The 18,160-nt window shown below is 45.8% G+C and carries 12 protein-coding genes and 2 pseudogenes; 1 reads left to right on the top strand and 13 read right to left on the bottom strand.

Annotation, left to right across the window (positions count from 1 at the left end; translation table 11 throughout):
- Positions 1-431 precede the first annotated feature (431 nt).
- The 6 genes and pseudogenes from B5D77_RS13075 to B5D77_RS13045 all read right to left on the bottom strand — a co-directional run bounded on the left by B5D77_RS13075 (position 432) and on the right by B5D77_RS13045 (position 13,831).
- Positions 432-1,928, bottom strand: a pseudogene (locus tag B5D77_RS13075) (IS5-like element ISMae6 family transposase).
- Between the two features lie 359 nt (positions 1,929-2,287).
- On the bottom strand, positions 2,288-3,823 hold the full coding sequence (purH, locus tag B5D77_RS13070; RefSeq protein WP_106908976.1) for a bifunctional phosphoribosylaminoimidazolecarboxamide formyltransferase/IMP cyclohydrolase: 1,536 nt from the start codon (positions 3,821-3,823) through the stop codon (positions 2,288-2,290).
- Positions 3,824-4,341: 518 nt separating this feature from the next.
- The gene (locus tag B5D77_RS13065; protein WP_008196651.1) at positions 4,342-5,055 is read right to left on the bottom strand and encodes a polysaccharide deacetylase family protein; all 714 of its coding nucleotides are present in this window, start codon (positions 5,053-5,055) and stop codon (positions 4,342-4,344) included.
- Between the two features lie 430 nt (positions 5,056-5,485).
- Positions 5,486-12,280: a S8 family serine peptidase gene (locus tag B5D77_RS13055; RefSeq protein ID WP_106910001.1), complete on the bottom strand. Its 6,795-nt coding sequence runs from the start codon at positions 12,278-12,280 to the stop codon at positions 5,486-5,488.
- A gap of 176 nt (positions 12,281-12,456) precedes the next feature.
- Positions 12,457-12,600, bottom strand: a pseudogene (locus tag B5D77_RS13050) (transposase); the annotation flags it as partial.
- 154 nt (positions 12,601-12,754) lie between these two features.
- Entirely contained in the window at positions 12,755-13,831 is a 1,077-nt protein-coding gene (locus B5D77_RS13045; protein ID WP_106908975.1) for an AI-2E family transporter, read from the bottom strand.
- Positions 13,832-14,287: 456 nt separating this feature from the next.
- Between B5D77_RS13045 and B5D77_RS13035 the strand changes: the two genes are divergently transcribed.
- Positions 14,288-15,055: an ABC transporter ATP-binding protein gene (locus B5D77_RS13035; protein ID WP_106908974.1), complete on the top strand. Its 768-nt coding sequence runs from the start codon at positions 14,288-14,290 to the stop codon at positions 15,053-15,055.
- A gap of 251 nt (positions 15,056-15,306) precedes the next feature.
- Here the strand turns inward: B5D77_RS13035 and B5D77_RS13030 are convergent, their stop codons facing one another.
- The 7 genes from B5D77_RS13030 to B5D77_RS13000 all read right to left on the bottom strand — a co-directional run bounded on the left by B5D77_RS13030 (position 15,307) and on the right by B5D77_RS13000 (position 18,094).
- On the bottom strand, positions 15,307-15,585 hold the full coding sequence (locus B5D77_RS13030; protein ID WP_008195800.1) for a hypothetical protein: 279 nt from the start codon (positions 15,583-15,585) through the stop codon (positions 15,307-15,309).
- A complete protein-coding gene (locus tag B5D77_RS13025; RefSeq protein ID WP_106908973.1) occupies positions 15,582-15,866 on the bottom strand; it encodes a hypothetical protein in 285 nt (94 codons plus the stop codon). Before B5D77_RS13025 ends, B5D77_RS13030 begins: the two co-directional genes overlap by 4 nt.
- A 246-nt stretch (positions 15,867-16,112) precedes the next feature.
- A complete protein-coding gene (locus B5D77_RS13020) occupies positions 16,113-16,391 on the bottom strand; it encodes a YgiT-type zinc finger protein (RefSeq protein ID WP_002755282.1) in 279 nt (92 codons plus the stop codon).
- On the bottom strand, positions 16,330-16,647 hold the full coding sequence (locus B5D77_RS13015) for a DUF4258 domain-containing protein (RefSeq protein WP_002779213.1): 318 nt from the start codon (positions 16,645-16,647) through the stop codon (positions 16,330-16,332). The genes B5D77_RS13020 and B5D77_RS13015 overlap by 62 nt, the downstream gene beginning before the upstream one ends.
- A gap of 1 nt (position 16,648) precedes the next feature.
- The gene (locus tag B5D77_RS13010) at positions 16,649-16,864 is read right to left on the bottom strand and encodes a hypothetical protein (protein ID WP_106908972.1); all 216 of its coding nucleotides are present in this window, start codon (positions 16,862-16,864) and stop codon (positions 16,649-16,651) included.
- Between the two features lie 16 nt (positions 16,865-16,880).
- Positions 16,881-17,330: a PIN domain-containing protein gene (locus B5D77_RS13005; protein ID WP_106908971.1), complete on the bottom strand. Its 450-nt coding sequence runs from the start codon at positions 17,328-17,330 to the stop codon at positions 16,881-16,883.
- A gap of 92 nt (positions 17,331-17,422) precedes the next feature.
- On the bottom strand, positions 17,423-18,094 hold the full coding sequence (locus B5D77_RS13000; protein WP_106908970.1) for a choice-of-anchor R domain-containing protein: 672 nt from the start codon (positions 18,092-18,094) through the stop codon (positions 17,423-17,425).
- Between the last annotated feature and the right edge of the window lie 66 nt (positions 18,095-18,160).

Genomic DNA, 18,160 nt, shown 5'->3' with positions numbered 1-18,160 from the left:
ATTTTGGTTATAGACCTACATCTCTACTTATATCAGTTACGGGGTGCATTCGGGGGAAGGGTGGGGAAAAATTCACTTCTTTCATCCCGGTGTAAAAAGGTCCTGCTGCCAACCCCCTATATAACTCGGACTCCTTGTCCAGCAAGTCTTTCAGGAGTTTTCTGCACCTCAAGGAAGCTAGAGAGGGAAACTATCCCTTTTTGGATAAGTACCTAAGCAAAATTAATTACACATCCAAGCCGTCACCCGTCAGCCAAAAGCTTTTTGCTGTGACCAGTAAACAGTGAACTAAAAATTCAAATCTGATCCCGTCTCCCGTCTCCTGTCTCCTGTCTCCTGTCTCCTGTCTCGACTGGGAAATTAATTTTGCACGACTACTTAGGGTCTGCTGAAAAAGTCATTGAAAAGTACAGGTCTCTTAATCAATGATTTCACTTAGCTACAAGCATAAGCTTTAGTTGTTGATTAATTTTTAAGTTATAACTTATCCTAATCATTGACCGAGAAAAAGTACTGTTTTTCCATTTCAGACATAAAAAAGCCCAAAAAACCTGCCTCAACAGGTTAGAAAGATTCATGACTAAAAAAGTAATAGCAATCGCTGAAAAGGAAGTATGAGGAAGTTTAGCCATCACTTTACCTAAGCTAAATCTTCTTTTCCCCTGTCCAAATTTGCCCTCTATACAATTCCGAATCCTCTCATCATCGGTAGCTTGTTTCTTTTGTTCTTTACTAACATTTTTGGCTGGTCTTCCTAATGGGGGACCACTGATTCTGATTCCCCTTTCTTTACACCAAGCTCGGTTTTCTCTGGTTCGATAAATTTTGTCCACATGAACTGATTCTGGATAGTATCCTGTATAGTCATAATAAGCTTCTATTTGTGCTTTTAAATCTCCCGATTCATTAAAGTTATCCCAACTAATCCGGTCTAAAAATATGTAACCATCTATACAGCTTGCTGAGAATTTAGCCCCAAATTCTACGGGTTTTCCAGCTTTTCCTCTGACTATCGGACGGATATGGGGTTGAGTTAAGCTGACAATTCTGTCTTCAATACTCTGTTTGTTATTTTGGTACATCCAGAGTTGTTGGCGATAAACTTCTGTGACTACTAATAACAGTTTATAGTCTCTTTTTTTCAAGCTTTGTAGCGAGGCTCCTTCTGCTAAAAGTTGTTCAATATGGTCGAGATTTCTTTTTAGATATTGCAGTTGTCTTTTCAGAGCTTTTCGTCTTTGTTTGACGGTAGGTTTTCTTTTTTTTGCTACTTCTAAATAACTTTTTCTGGCTAGGAGACGATAGGTTCTCGGTTTTTGAACAAGTTTTCCTTTTCAAGTTTCATAGAGAATATCAATAATTTTTTCGGTTTGTTTTCTTCCTTGATTTAACAGGTTTAAATCCGTAGGATAACTAATATCTGCGGGCGCACAACTGGCATCTAAAATTAATTTACCTCGATTTTCTGGTTGACTTTGGGTTTCGCTCTCTAACTTTTTTTCGGTGTTTTCTTCTTCTTTTATTTCTCTCGAATTTTTGACCATAAAGCGATTCACTTTATTAATTAGTTCCAGAGTGATTCTTTCTCGAAAGTGAACCAACATTGACGCTTCAAACCGGGGTTCATTGCTGTAGGATGAAAACCCCAAGAAGTATTGTAAATAAGGATTTTCTTTGATTTGTTCTACCGTTTCTCTATCGCTTGTTCCTAATTTTTCTTTAATAATTAATGCTCCGAGTGCTGTCCTGAATGTTTTGGCGGGTGTGCCCATTTCTTCTGAAAAAAGTGATGCGTATTCCGCTTCAAATTCTGACCAGGGAATGAGGTTGGCCATAATTACCCAACGATTGTCTTGGGATAATTTCCCCTCAAAGGGCAGCTCGAATTTTTCTGGTGGGGTTGAGGGTAACTCGCTTTTACGGTACATTAGCACTAATTAGAGAAGATGCAAGGGTGATGCAAGGGTGATGCAAGGGTTTTAAGAGATTCTAGCAGATTTAAGTGCATTTGGGAAGCTCTCAATCAAGCTAAAAGCCCTTTCCTGTAAGGTTTTTACCATTATTCAGCAAACCCCAATTAAATCTCTCGCCAGATAAGGATTTAGTCAATTTATTCCCCCCTATCGAACCATACCAATTAACTAAGAGCCTATTTTCTTTGTTTCCAAAAAGCAGGTCATCATCGCACTTTTGGCAAATTTAAGACTATTGAGTCAGGCAAATTAACCGATAATTAATACAAAGTTGGGGTGGGTTAATTTAAGCAACAACACACCCTAACTTTGTATTAATGCAAGAAATGACGAATGCCTGTTAAGACCATAATTAAACCTAACTCATTAGCGGCATTAATCGAATCCTGATCTTTTAAAGAACCTCCTGGTTGAACAATTGCCTCGATGCCAAACTGGGCCGCCGTGCGAATAGTATCATCAAAGGGGAAAAAGCCGTCACTAGCTAAATAGCCACCTTTGGCCGCTTCCCCTGCTTGTTCAAGGGCAATTTTCGCCGAACCAACGCGATTCATTTGCCCTGCACCAACCCCTAAAGTAGTTTTATTTTTTGTCACCACAATAGCGTTAGATTTAACGTGCTTAGATACTTTCCAAGCAAACAGTAATTCCGCTAATTGTGCGGCAGTGGGTTGTTTTTCTGTCACCACGCGCCACTCCTCTGGGGTTTCTACTACATCATCGGCCGCTTGTACTAGAAAACCGCCGGCGATAACTTTTACTGTTTGTTTTTCTCCCGTGGTTAAGTCCGGCAGCAATAAAATCCGCACTTTTGACTTTTTAGCGAGGATATCCCGGGCTTCGGGGCTACAATCGGGGGCAACCACGCATTCTAGGAAGGTTTTCGTTAATTCTTTAGCGGTTGCTTCATCTATGGCTTGATTTAGGGCAACAATACCCCCAAAAGCCGAGATAGCATCGGCGTTAAAAGCTTTAGTATAAGCTTCCACTAAACTATCACCGATCGCCACCCCACAGGGATTAGTGTGTTTCAGGATAGCGGCGGCTGGTTCTTCACTGCCGAATTCGGCGATTAAACGGCGGGCTGCTTCCAAATCGACTAAATTGTTATAACTTAGTTCTTTTCCCTGTAATAAGGTCGCTTTTCCCCAACCGTGAGCCATCGTACCGCTGCCGTACCAAGTGGCACTTTGGTGAGGATTTTCGCCGTAACGCAGGGTTTGCAGGGCATTTCCGGCCAAATGAAAGCGAGTCGTTTCCCCGTTTAAGCTGGCGAAATAGGCAGCGATCGCACCATCGTAGGCATTGGTTAAAGCGAAGGTTTCCCCCGCCATTTTTTGGCGAAATTCTAGGGAGATTTCGCCGTTATTTTGCCGTAATTGGCTTAAATACTGCTCGTAATACTTGGGGTTACTGATGACAGTCAAATGGGCGAAATTTTTAGCCGAGGCGCGTAACATCGCCGGACCACCGATATCGATTTGTTCGATCGCCTGAGCGGTGGTGACACCAGGATTAGCGATCGTCTGTTCAAAGGGATAGAGATTAACCACCACCAAATCAAAAGGACGAATTTGATTAGCCTCCATTTCCGCTAAATCTGACTGCCAATCCCGTCTAGCCAAAATACCGCCATGGATGCGAGGATGGAGAGTTTTTACCCTTCCGCCCAAGATTTCAGGAGATCCTGTGTATTCTCCCACTTTAATCACGGGAATTCCCGCCGATTGGAGCGTTTTTGCGGTTCCTCCACTGCTAATAATTTCAAAATCAAACTCTTCTGTTAGCTGACGGGCAAAGTCAACTATTCCGGTTTTGTCAGTCACGCTGATCAGAGCTAAACGTCCCATGGTAGTGATCTATAAGCAATAATTTCAGTATATCTCAGCCCTAACACCTTAAAAATTAAAAAAAGTAGGTTAGTAAATAATCAGCTGCTTCTATATTTTCCTCTCTCAAATATCAACTTATGCCAAGGCAATTTTTAAAGTCCTCCCAGAAAGATTTGGTCTGACTTGTTAAAAAAATACAGGATTGTTCGGGGTCAACAAGTCCCTCTAGATTGATAAAAACCCCTCAGCAAAACTCATCGCCCAATCTTGTCAGATTCCCATCATCTTTTTTTTGTCTTTAATGCCGAGAAAATCAGCTAATAAGTAGTCGGACATAAATTCTGTTGTCTAAGTAGTCGTGCAAAATTAATTTCCTAGTGAAGATAGGCAAGAGGCAAGAGACAAGAGGCAAGAGGTGGTTAGATATGTGTAATTAATTTTGCTTAGGTACTTATCTTATAGAAATGTAAATTGCCGGAATTCTTACTGACGACTGACTCCTTACCCTACAGTTAACTTTACTTTTGTTCAACTACTTAACGTTTGTGATCAACTAATTGGCTGAGAGTCACCACCTGATAACCTTGATCGTGTAATTTCCCTAATAAATTCTTCAGCACGAGCGCCGTATTTTCATCTCTTTCGGGGGAGCCACCGTGAAGCACTAAAATCGCCCCGGGGAAAATAAATTGCGAGATATACCAAGTGGTAAATTGAGGGTGATTCGTTGCTTTTCCGGTATCTAAAGGAATCATGGAAGCGAGGGCAAATCGGGACTCATAGCCTGGAAATGTCCCCAAAAACGAGCGCATAGATTGATTATAGAAGGCTTGACCGGGACGATACCAGCGCAGCTCTTGACCTGCAAGACGACTTAAAATATCGTTAGCTTCCCGAAACTGACTGGCAAAAGCGTCGGCAGCCAGTTGACTGGTACGCAGATCCTGGGTGCCGTGATTAGCGATTTCGTGACCTTGGGCGATTAGGCTCTCAATCAAGGTGGAGTTCGGTTGTAGGTGTCCCGTGATCAGAAAAAAAGTCGCCTTGACAGCAGTTGCTGGGCTGGCTTTTTCTCGATTATGATCGGCGATCGCCGCTAAAATGCGATCGGTGGATTTTCCTTCCAGATCGTTGGGAGTGGGTAGATCATCGATAGTAAGGGCGATAATTTTCTCTCCTGTCGGTTGATAGAAAATTGCCCCGGGGAAAAGTCGAGCGACGATCGAGATAATTAATTTGGCAATGCTCATTCATACTAAATCCGTTGAGTATAGGCTACATATCAGGAGAGGCAAGAGGCAAGGGGCAAAAGGATCTATAGATAATCAGTTTTTAATAACCAGATTTAGCATGAGAAGAGAAGTAAAGATTAGCGACTACAGGCCAAAGATTATTGATGCAGGAGATATTTACGCATTTTATTCAGTTTCTGCATCAGCGACAAAACTGAGGATAGCGACTGCGGGTAAAAATAGGGTAGTGGTCATGATCGCCGCAGCTAATCCCAGACGCTGATGACAACTACCAAACCGGTGAGCCTTTTCTCCTCAAGCCGAGCGATCGGATGCTGGTAGCTTGAAAGCTGAGATAATCCAGATAAAAACCCTATGAACATTTGAAAGACCCCCAACAGTAGGAGAAGAGTCTCCTACTGCCTGCAAACTTAAATGATCTCTCAATCTAGATCACTACCACTGGTGTGGCGACAGCAATGTCGTAATCACTCAGTTGAATGATTGCATCACTAGCGGCTTGGAAACCGGCCACTCCATTATTGAGAGCGATAAAAGTACCACTTTGACCTGTCACTTTAAAAGCCGCCGCCGTGTTAGCAGCAAAGGCCGCATTAGTCAAGACCAACTGAATCGCCGCTGCGGTTAAAGAACTAGCTGTCCCTTTCGATGCGGTCAAAGTGATGGCCGCAATAGACCCAGGGGCATTAATGCTATCAAGACTGGCACCTGTGCCATTGTAGCCTTGAATAACATCAAAGCCACTCAGCAGCGACTCACCGAGAGAATTGTAATTCAAAGTATCCAATCCATCGCTTCCCGTCAGAATATCTTTGCCAAGGCCGCCTGTCAGGCTATCATTACCAGCCTCACCGGCGAGGGAATTGGCCAGACTATTGCCCACAATGGTGTCGTTGAGGCTACCACCAATGACATTTTCAAAGGCAGTGGCACTAGCTAGGGTGAGAGTGAGATTTCCGGCGGTGACGGTTTGGGCGGCGGTACTGCCAAGATTGAGGTTGATGGTTTTAGTTGTAGTCGCCGCAAAGTTGAGGGTATCGATTCCAGAGGCATCTATCAGGCGATCGCCACCCAAGACCAGAGCCGTGTCGAAGAGGTAAGTGTCGTTATCAGCCCCACCATTGAGAGTATCATTGCCAAGGCCGCCAAACAGCGTGTCGTTGCCAAGGCCGCCTGTCAGGCTATCATTACCAGCCTCACCGGCGAGGGAATTGGCCAGACTATTGCCCACAATGGTGTCGTTGAGGCTACCACCAATGACATTTTCAAAGGCAGTGGCACTAGCTAGGGTGAGAGTGAGATTTCCGGCGGTGACGGTTTGGGCGGCGGTACTGCCAAGATTGAGGTTGATGGTTTTAGTTGTAGTCGCCGCAAAGTTGAGGGTATCGATTCCAGAGGCATCAATTAGGCGATCGCTACTCAAGACCAGAGCCGTGTCGAAGAGGTAAGTGTCGTTATCAGCCCCACCATCGAGGGTGTCGTTGCCAAGGCCGCCAAACAGCGTGTCGTTGCCATTACCACCATCGATCGAGTCAACACCAACACCGCCATCGAGGACATTGTTGCCACTGTTGCCCGTGAGGACGTTGTTTTTGTCATTGCCAGTAGCGTTGATATCGGCACTTCCCGTCAGGGTCAGATTCTCAATCCCATATCCTTGGTTATCAGGTGTCCCCGGTGCTAGGGAATAGGTGACTGAGGCAAATACCGTATCGGCCGTCCCCCCTAGCTCATCATCGAAGACCTCCTTAACGATGTCATCACTGTTGTCCACGAAGTAGGTGTCGTTGCCATCACCACCATCCATCGAGTCAACACCAACACCGCCATCGAGGGTGTCGTTGCCATCACCACCATCGAGGGTGTCGTTGCCCTCACCACCATCAAGGGTGTCATTACCTCCCACTCCCGCCAGGGCATCGGCAAAGCTTGTCCCGACCAAGTTGTTATTGGCTGCGTCACCATCATTGTCAAGAATGGTGGCCGTGTCCGGTCCACTGATAGTGTAGCCGGCGGGGGCGGTAATTGTGGTGATGATGGTTTCACCTGGATCACTCAAGAGGTCATCTATGGTGGGCAGAGTGATGGTAGCTGTGGAGGAAAATGCCGCAAAGGTGGCTTGACCTAAACCGGGGTCATTGTAGTCGCTGCCGAGGGTAGCAGTACCAGCCAAGGTGTAGTTAACCGTTAAGGCACTGGAGAGGTCGCCGGTACGAGTCAGGGTAAAGACACTGCTCGTTGAACCAGCTTCGTTACCATCGGTGGTTTTCACCAGAGTGAGGGTGCCAAGGTCGTTGTCAACAATGGTGGCCGTGGCCGTGTCCGGTCCACTGATAGTGTAGCCGGCGGGGGCGGTAATTGTGGTGATGATGGTTTCACTGGCATCTACCACACTATCATCTATGGTGGGCAGAGTGATGGTAGCTGTGGAGGAAAATGCCGCGAAGGTGGCTTGACCTAAACCGGGGTCATTGTAGTCGCTGCCGAGGGTAGCAGTACCAGCCAAGGTGTAGTTAACCGTTAAGGCACTGGAGAGGTCGCCGGTGCGGGTGAGGGTAAAGACATTGCTCGCTGAACCGGCTTCTTTACCATCGGTGGTTTTGGCGATCGAGATTGTCGCCCCGCTCCCATCACCATAGATTTTGACATCATCAAGGTTCCACGAACTTACTGTCCAGACACCAGTGCTACCAACATTGAACCCGAAACGAATTTGAGTTGAGGCACTCTTGTGGGCGCTAATATCAAATTGTTGAGGTGTCCAAGCGTTATCTTGCACTCCTGGAGAACCTCCTGAACTCCAGAGATTGACCCAGCTAGAACCGTTGAAGATCTCAACTGTGTTCTGCATATAGGGAGTGTAGTCACTGTTGAGCCAACGGGCATATTCAAAGAACAACTGATTGGCCGTGCTGGTGTTGATGATCGGACTGGTTAAATAATAGAAGCCGTGCAAGGCTGTAGAGGCATTTCCCCCAATAACAACCCCAGCTACACCATTATCGGCTGTGGGAGTATTGTCCGTTCCGGGATCAGGGTTGCCATAATTTTGACCTGTAGAAGTTGTGGCAGCACCGATTTGCCATTCTGTCCCCAGAGTCCAACCCTTGCTGTTATTGGCAAAATCATCCCAGAAGTAGGTGTTAAAGTCGTTGTCAACAATGGTGGCCGTGGCCGTGTCCGGTCCACTGATAGTGTAGCCGGCGGGGGCGGTAATTGTGGTGATGATGGTTTCACTGGCATCTACCACACTATCATCTATGGTGGGCAGAGTGATGGTAGCTGTGGAGGAAAATGCCGCAAAGGTGGCTTGACCTAAACCGGGGTCATTGTAGTCGCTGCCGAGGGTAGCAGTACCAGCCAAGGTGTAGTTAACCGTTAAGGCACTGGAGAGGTCGCCGGTGCGGGTGAGGGTAAAGACATTGCTCGCTGAACCGGCTTCGTTACCATCGGTGGTTTTCACCAGAGTGAGGGTGCCAAGGTCGTTGTCAACAATGGTGGCCGTGGCCGTGTCCGGTCCACTGATAGTGTAGCCGGCGGGGGCGGTAATTGTGGTGATGATGGTTTCACTGGCATCTACCACACTATCATCTATGGTGGGCAGAGTGATGGTAGCTGTGGAGGAAAATGCCGCGAAGGTGGCTTGACCTAAATCGGGGTCATTGTAGTCGCTGCCGAGGGTAGCAGTACCAGCCAAGGTGTAGTTAACCGTTAAGGCACTGGAGAGGTCGCCGGTACGAGTCAGGGTAAAGACACTGCTCGTTGAACCAGCTTCGTTACCATCGGTGGTTTTGGCGATCGAGATTGTCGCCCCGCTCCCATCACCATAGATTTTGACATCATCAAGGTTCCACGAACTTACTGTCCAGACACCAGTGCTACCAACATTGAACCCGAAACGAATTTGAGTTGAGGCACTCTTGTGGGCGCTAATATCAAATTGTTGAGGTGTCCAAGCGTTATCTTGCACTCCTGGAGAACCTCCTGAACTCCAGAGATTGACCCAGCTAGAACCGTTGAAGATCTCAACTGTGTTCTGCATATAGGGAGTGTAGTCACTGTTGAGCCAACGGGCATATTCAAAGAACAACTGATTGGCCGTGCTGGTGTTGATGATCGGACTGGTTAAATAATAGAAGCCGTGCAAGGCTGTAGAGGCATTTCCCCCAATAACAACCCCAGCTACACCATTATCGGTTGTGGGAGTATTGTCCGTTCCGGGATCAGGGTTGCCATAATTTTGACCTGTAGAAGTTGTGGCAGCACCGATTTGCCATTCTGTCCCCAGAGTCCAACCCTTGCTGTTATTGGCAAAATCATCCCAGAAGTAGGTGTTAAAGTCGTTGTCAACAATGGTGGCCGTGGCCGTGTCCGGTCCACTGATAGTGTAGCCGGCGGGGGCGGTAATTGTGGTGATGATGGTTTCACTGGCATCTACCACACTATCATCTATGGTGGGCAGAGTGATGGTAGCTGTGGAGGAAAATGCCGCGAAGGTGGCTTGACCTAAATCGGGGTCATTGTAGTCGCTGCCGAGGGTAGCAGTACCAGCCAAGGTGTAGTTAACCGTTAAGGCACTGGAGAGGTCGCCGGTGCGGGTGAGGGTAAAGACATTGCTCGCTGAACCGGCTTCTTTACCATCGGTGGTTTTGGCGATCGAGATTGATTTCGTCGCTGCTGCCGTGTCAATGAGCAGTGACCAACCACCAGCAATAGTTCCCCCATCTGGAGACTCATCATCCACAACGTAGAGGCTCCAGGTTCCATTGGGGTTGGTGTTGTTAAAGACCGAGAAATCCGTACCGTAGGGGCCAGCGGGAGCGGGCGAGTTAAAGATATCAGTGGTTTCAAAGTCTGTGGCCTTATAACTGCCACTGGTAATTAGCCCTGAATCAGGCAAGAAGGAGGTTGCCGTCGGCTCAAAGGTGAGAGTGACATTACTAACACCATCTGAGCCACCCACATCAGACATTAATAAGGCTTTGGCTCCCGTCGGACCGACCAGTAATACATCAATATCATCGGGCCAAGTATGGCTCAGGTTTGTCAGCGTTACTTTCAGGCTATTAATATTACCGCTTAAGCCTGAAACATTAATAGTGGAAGGATAGGGGCTACTCGTACCACCATCAGGAATAGTAATCGGGTTAGGGTTACTAAAAATCGGTAGGGTTTCTTCAGAAACAATCGTTCCTGTGGCTGTTCCGGGTGAACCGCCAATATAACCAGTTCCACTATTAACCGCGAGAGCCACTGTTTCGTCAGCGATTTCGGCAATGGTGTCAGCAATCGGAGCAACCTCGACCGTTGCCGTTGTCGCACCGGCGGCAAAAGTGACGGTTCCCAATTTTGTCGTCGGGTCGAAGGTGACACCACTACCTGTTAATACGTTGTAATCGGCTGGGTCGCTTCCCACCGGGACGGCGTTGGCTATGCCACTCGCCCCGAAGTTAACGGTCAGGGGAGAACTCAGGTTTAAGTTAGTGCGAGTAAAGGTATAAACTAAGTTAGTCGTACCGTCTTCCTGCACACTGGCCGGACTGACGCTGACGGTTACAGAAGGTAAGTTAGCCGCCGCCAAAGCGTTAAACACATTGAGCCGCTTACCAGAAACCGTTTTACCGGCTAGAGCGGCAATAGAATCCCCCGTGTTCATTAAGGTGTTTTTCACCTGTTGGGCTGTCCAGGTAGGATTTTGTGACCACAACAAAGCCGCCGCCCCAGTTACATGGGGACTGGCCATGGATGTCCCTGAATAGGTGGCATAGGTATTGTTGGGAGTGGTACTGTAAATCGCTGAACCAGGTGCGCCTAAATCTACGCTGGTTAAACCATAGTTGGAAAACGACGAGAGGGAATCGGTGCGGGTGGTGGAAGCAACGGAAATAATATTATCTAAGTTGTAGCTGGCAGGATAGGAGGGGCTTGTGTCAGTGTTTTGTGCACTATTACCAGCCGACGCAATAAATAAAGCCCCCGCCTGACCCGCCGCATTAATCGCATCGTAGAGCGCTTGACTATAACCGCCACCTCCCCAAGAGTTATTGGTGAGCTTAACTCCTTTGTCCGTCGCATAGTTAATTGCCTTAATGGCATTGGAGGTAGAGCCTGACCCCGTATCATCAAGGAACTTCAGCGGCATGATTTTGGCATTCCAGGCCACCCCCGTCACACCGACCCCATTGTTACCTTTGCCAGCAATGGTTCCCGAAACATGGGTTCCGTGACCATGAACATCACTGGGGTCATTGTCGTTATAGGCAAAGTCCCAACCGCGAATGTCATCAATGTAGCCATTGCCATCGTTGTCAATGCCGTCTCCCGCAATTTCCCCTGGGTTTGTCCAGATATTGCCAACTAGGTCTTGGTGATTGTAGTCAACCCCCGTATCGATAACCCCAATCACTAGATTAGGATCGCCGGTTTGAATATCCCAAGCTTCAGGGGCATCAATATCGGCATCGGCAGTACCGCCACTTTGTCCAGTGTTATGCAATCCCCAAAGTTGATTAAAACTGGGGTCATTGGGGAATGTCGCCTGGGGACTAATTGTGCCTTTTGTCACAATATAGTCGGGTTCAATGTATTCAAAAATCGGATTGGAGCCATGTTGTGCCAGAATCTTCTCCACAGAGAGCGACCCGGATAATTTCCAAATCTCTGCCCCCGTTAGTTTAATCTTCTGGGTTTTAACAGCACCAAAGAGGGAGTGAAACTGAGCAGCTTGGGCGGTGGCGATCCCTTGTTTAAACTTGACAATGAGTTGATTGGGAGCATGGGGGGCAATAGTGCTAGTTGCTGCAGGTTTTAGCTCTGAGGTGACGGGGGCAGCGGTGGGTAGAGAAGTAAGACCCACCGCTGGACTGGTGCTGACGGGGGCAGCGGTGGGTAGAGAAGTAAGACCCACCGCTGGACTGGTGCTGACGGGGGCAGCGGTGGGTAGAGAAGTAAGACCCACCGCTGGACTGGTGGAATAACCAGAAGAGTTAATACTAAGAGAAGCGGGAAACAATGGGGAACTCTTAGCAGCAGGGGAGACTGAAACACTTGGGGGAACCGTAGGAGCCTCAGAGGATGATGTAGATGGGGAGGGGTTAGAGTTCAAGACTCCTAAGAGAGGGGGAGGAGTTGCGCTCGATACACTTAAATCGCCGGAACCTGTTACATCAAAGGTGATTGGGAAGGATTGCTCGAAATTCAAAGAGTCTTCTAGAGATGGCATATATGTACTAAATGAATGAGAACTGACTTCTAATAAGAAATTACTTCTGTTGTCTTCATCACCAGGCACACCCTATTTTCCCAAAATCAATCGGTCAATCACTTGAGGGTGTTCAATTCTTCCTGTTTATGGTTAGGCAAAAGACAAGCCTGCTCTTTGTTACTGATTATGCTAAATTAACATACAAGATGCCAAGACAACCTACTTCTAACCCAAAAATTCCGAAAGTTTCTAAAGCCATAGCCTCTTCGTTTTATTAGTTTAAGTTTATTGTTGATTCCCTCGACTAATCCATTCGTTGTCCTTGGCTGGAAATAACTGCGGTTTGATTGCTTGCTGTCACTAACAGAAGAAACCTTCCCTTTAGATGTAGTGGCTTTTACCTCAATCTGCTTAACCCGAACCGTGGCTAAATTAATCTTTGTTTCCTAAGTTCCCTGGAAAGATTAAGGTAAAAATTAGACATATCCGCCCTTAGATTGGCTGATCATGGCTATTTACCAACGATTCGGGGCTATCCTCAGCAATCCAAGCTCTGACTAACTCGTAGCAGAGACCGAGCAGAACCGGTCCGAGGAATAAACCGATAATCCCGTAGGCGATCACTCCCCCGAACACCCCTAACAGAATCACCACCATGGGAATGGGCAGACCGCGCCCCATTAAGATCGGCTTGAGAAAATTATCCACCAAGGTGGCGGGAATCATCCAGAGGGTAAATAATAGGGCGATGGAATGGGGTAGTGTTACCCAAGCGTGAATGAGCGCCCCCAAGACAATCAAACCGGGGCCAATTTGGAGAATACCCAAAATTAGGGTGAGGAGAGTTAATAAACCGGCCGCAGGCGTTCCCACCGTCACTAAACCGATGCCGATCAAAAGACTCTGGATAATAGCAACACCAATAATACCGCGGCTAACATTGCGGACGGTGGAGGCGGTCAGACCGGCCAGCGCAATTCCTCGACCTGGGGCGATCTTTTCCGCTAATCGGTTCATCGGGCGAGTCAGATTTTTAGCCGAGAGGGTGAGGGCTGCCGCAATCAGAATCGAGGCGATAAATTTCAGCACCGTCAGACCGGTACTGGTGGCCAGAGAAAGGGAGATTTTCCCCAGTTCTTTTAATTGTGGCTCGAAGCGTTGAAGAAATTGACCCGTGTTATCGAATGCCTGCTGCCAGAGACTAGCAATCCTTTCGCCAATTAGCGGCCAGGTGGCCACATCGTCGGGGGGAGGGGGAATCACCGCCGCACCAGTATCGATATACTCGGCCAGCGTTCGCAGATTACCCGCCAGAACCGCTGCAATGCCACTCACCGGACCGATAATAATCCCTAGACAAAGTAGGGTGAGGAGAACTGCGGCTAGTTTCGCCCGGCCAGCGAGTAACTTTTTTAACCAGAGAAAGATCGGATACCAAGCGATCGCTAGAATTGCTCCCCAGAGGATCATGGTTAGGAAGGGACGCAGCAGGGTGAAACCGGCAAATAACAACAGGCCGAGAAAAAACAGCCGGATAACGAGATCGATAATTTTAGCGTCATTTTTCATCAATAGCGATCGCCTTTTGGCTAGATGAGGACATTTCTGCAATTATGGCAGTTTTTCGTTATCGGTAGTGATACTAAATCCTGTTTAGAAGGTATAGGGGAGTGGGAATTATGAATTATGAATTATGAATTATGAATTAGGGAGAGGGAAGACCACTTCGTGCGCGTTGCGGGGGGAGGTGGGGAGAGCGGAGCGGGGAGAAACAATTCATAACTTGGGAGTTAATCACACTATTAAAAACGGATTTGGTATGATTCGCTAGTAGTGGTGAGCCGTTTTGCTTATCTGGTGGGGATTGTGTAAAATGTTTCCCGATCAAAATAATTGCCCAATAAATCTTGATAACTGATTCTTTCAGGGTAAATCTCCTGAGAAATATCTTTTTTTGGTCAGTGCAATGCTTACTTCCAACCGTCTTGATCGAGTAAAATCGACTAATTTAATCTGTTAACAAGGATGCCAGCAAATTTATTAGAAGTGCGGGGAGCCACCCGTCGATTTGGGGGATTAGTCGCCGTCGATGGGGTTTCCTTTCAGGTACAAAAAAACGAGATTTTTGGCTTAATTGGACCCAATGGGGCGGGAAAAACGACTTTATTTAATCTGATCACCGGTTTAATTCCCCTATCCAGTGGTGATTTAATTTATCAAGGCGACAGTCTGGCGAATTATCGTCCTCACCAGATCGCTCAGGCAGGAATTGCCCGTACTTTCCAGAATTTGCGCTTATTTGGTGAATTATCGGCTTTAGAAAATGTAGCGATCGCTGGTCACATTCACAATAGCTCCAATCTTTGGACGGGAATTTTGGGTTTACCAGTTTCGAGAAGGGAGGAGGAAAAAACCTACAAAAGAGCGGGGGAATTATTAGATTTAGTCGGATTAACCGACCAAAGCAACCGAAAAGCCCGTAATTTAGCCTATGGTGATCAAAGACGCTTGGAAATTGCCCGCGCTTTAGCTTTGCAACCCCAGTTATTACTGCTCGATGAACCGGCAGCCGGGATGAATCCCAGCGAAAAGGGGTCATTAAGTCAGCTAATTCGACAAATACGCGATAATTTAGCTTTAACGGTCCTGTTAATCGAACATCATGTGCCTTTAGTGATGGGATTATGCGATCGCATTGCCGTGTTAGATTTCGGTAAGTTAATCGCTTTGGGAGATCCAGCTACAGTCAGGGAGAATCCTGCGGTGATTGAAGCTTATTTAGGGGATGAATAAGGATTTTAGATAAATACTCTTCAGGTTAATGGGAGATAAGTAGGTAGGCGTTAAAAATTATCAGACACCACCCTTATCAAGGGGGGACTAAGGGTAGGGTTGATTCATGAATCAACCCTACTATGAATCAACCCTAGGACTGAGGGGGGATCGAACCTAAAATCCATTTTTAATTTAATTATAACCAGCTACTTAACAATGATTATTTAATTACCAGAGATAGTCAAAAAAAGAGTTAAAGTTTCTCCCGATCAATATTTTGTCATAAGTACGGACGCACAATTATTTGTAGGATGGGTTAGCGGTAGCGTAACCCATGCTAACTCATCCAGTCGCTTAATTCCTTTAATCTTGTTAGTGCGTAACAACCCTCGACGCACCTCATAATCAGCAATTTCTGGAAGAATAACCCTAATAGCTGCTTTAATTAGCGTTTGTAGCCAACAATTACAAGCTAGACTTTCAGGCGCTCGCTTAGGATTAGTAATTAAACCGATAATTCCCGTATCTAATAAAACTACTCTATTCACCAAGTTACTCCCTTTAAGTGAGCCGGAAATAAAGGACGCTCAGATAAACGATCTTGATCGAGTGCTTCGATTAAATATTCACCGGTTTCTTGTTGTTCCTGTTCATCTTCTTCATCAATCCAAGATTGAAGTAAATTAACCAGTTTGGTCTGTTGTTCTTGTTCTAAAATAGTATCCTTGAGCAACTTTAGGACATAAGCTTCTAGAGAAAGACCTTTCTCCCTCGCTTTTTGGCTGAGATATTGTTCGATTTCCGCTGTTAAATTAAGAGTTAGTGGCATGGGCTTGACTTGAATCAATTTATCGTGTCTTTAACTATTATAAGTACCTAAGCAAAATTAATTACACATATCTAAACACCTCTTGCCTCTTGCCTCTTGCCTCTTGCCTCTTGCCTATCTTCACTAGGAAATTAATTTTGCACGACTACTTAACCCAAAAAAGCGATCACCCTCTATCAATAGAGCGCAATTGCCCCTAATTTAAGACTTCAATTGTTGCTCAATTTGCCATTTTTCTATTAAAAACTAACTAGCAAAGTCAAATACTGGTGTTTCAATTACCCGTTTTGGTCGCTTATTTTCCCAGATAATTTCCTGCAAGCGTTCGACAGTTTCTGGTGCAAAAAAACGCTCTCCCGTTTCTACACAGACTCTAGCGGGGACATTTTCTATAATGAAAAAATTGCCATTGATTTCAAGGGTATAGGTAACTTCTTGTTCAATTAAGGTTTCTTGTCTAGAATTAGTTGACATCTGGTGTTCTCCTTGATTTAAAATCAATCCATAAATTTGGATCGGGTTCATATAGGGTAATAATTTTGAGCAAAGGGCGAGAGGGATAGCTACAATGAATGTGTAAGGCTCTATTAATTAGAGTAAATCCCAAAAGTAAACAGCTTGCGCCATACTTATCAGCCGGATAATCTTCAATAATTTCGCTTTGTTCCATCGCCTCCCGTAATTCTTGAACACTGATCTGACGCAGGATACTTTGATTGACAGCGTGTTGAGAAAATTCAAATTGGTTTTGTCTAACTTTTTGACGAATTTCCTCAATCATTTCAGTGATAGCCGCCTTTAATTTGATCGTAAATATCCTTCGCTGTCATTTCGCCAAATAACTGATCTTTAATTTCTAAATAATTTAGAGGTTGGGATGCTGTTTCTCTTAGAAAGAAGGCCGCTTTAGCAATTCCCAATCTCTCTACAAGAGCTTTAACTCCCTCTTTTCTAATTTCATCAATCTCAGGAATCGTCAAATCTGTTTGAATTTTCATAGTAATTTTTCTCAATTCAAGCGTTGAAAATAATGGCGACAAACTCCACAGGAGTTTTAACAGCAAGAGTGCCACTGTATTTTTTAATCATTCGATCGTCGCAGGTAATGAAGTAGTCTGCTTCTATAGCTTCGGCACAAGCAATATGCAAAGCATCTACTCCTTTAATTTTAGCAGAGGTTTCGATTTGCTGCGATCTTGCTAAGACCTCTTCCGTAATCAGTTGAAAGTGCCTAGCTTGTTGCAGGACTAGCTCGACAAAAGTGCGGCGGTCGCTGTAAGGATTTCGCTGGGTTTCATATACTAGCACATCAGAAGAGACAATTTCTATTGCTTCATTCTCCACCAGCAGGAAAATTAATTGCATCGAGATTGACTCCAAATAGATTCTGGCTTGAGTCTGATCGTCAAAGATTCGGTTGAGAACACTCGTATCAAGATAGACTTTCAATTTTACTTTAGTCATTCACACTTCTACTATTATAACCCAAAAAAAGCGATCGCCCTCTATCAATAGAGCGCGATCACTGGCAATTTAAAGCTAGATTTGCCAGTTTTTTATTTTAATTTGCGCTTCCAGGCTGCACCCGCACCCAAAGCACCGATGGCAAGTAAACCTAAGACTGAAGCAGGTTCGGGGACTTTTTGACCTGTTAGGTAAAAAGCATGGTGTTGTCCATTATTAGACCAGTTGTTGAAAGTCCCGCCTTCGGATTCTTGACCTTTTGAACCAACACCTGGAGTTGTTGTACCCCAATAAATGTCGTCCTGGTCAAAGTTGCTGGAAAGGTGTAAACCTAGCCAGTATGTTGTATTTGCCGATAAATCGAGAGGAGTCTGAAGATCGAACGAATAAGCATATTCGTTGAAACCAAAAGGTTGGTTGCCAGTTGCCGTCTTCACCACGTTAGCCCCTGCGCCTTGAGCAAAGGGGGTACTGGCCGGCTGACCGCCTGCATTTGCGAATACAAAGTAGTCGAGGGTTCCATCCCATGCACCTGGAGCCTCAAGCGTCCAGAAATGAACATCTGTTAGCCTTGTCCCAATATCCTGACTAAGAATAAAATCCTGTGTCTGTACCCATTTCGTCATTTCACTTCCATCCTTTTGATCTGGACCACCCCCATCAAAAATTATAGATGCTGACGCTGTTCCCATGGTTGCAAGAGCAATAGATGTTGCTCCAGCACTAACTATCGATAACTTTTTAAGCACAGTCGAAGTTTTCATGTTCGGAAATTTTCCTCAAAACAAATAAACAAACAAATGTTCTGACTGCCCTTTAAAGGAGAAAAT

The organism is Microcystis sp. MC19 (assembly GCF_003019735.1).
Taxonomy (GTDB): domain Bacteria; phylum Cyanobacteriota; class Cyanobacteriia; order Cyanobacteriales; family Microcystaceae; genus Microcystis.
This window is presented reverse-complemented; position numbering and strand designations above follow the sequence as displayed.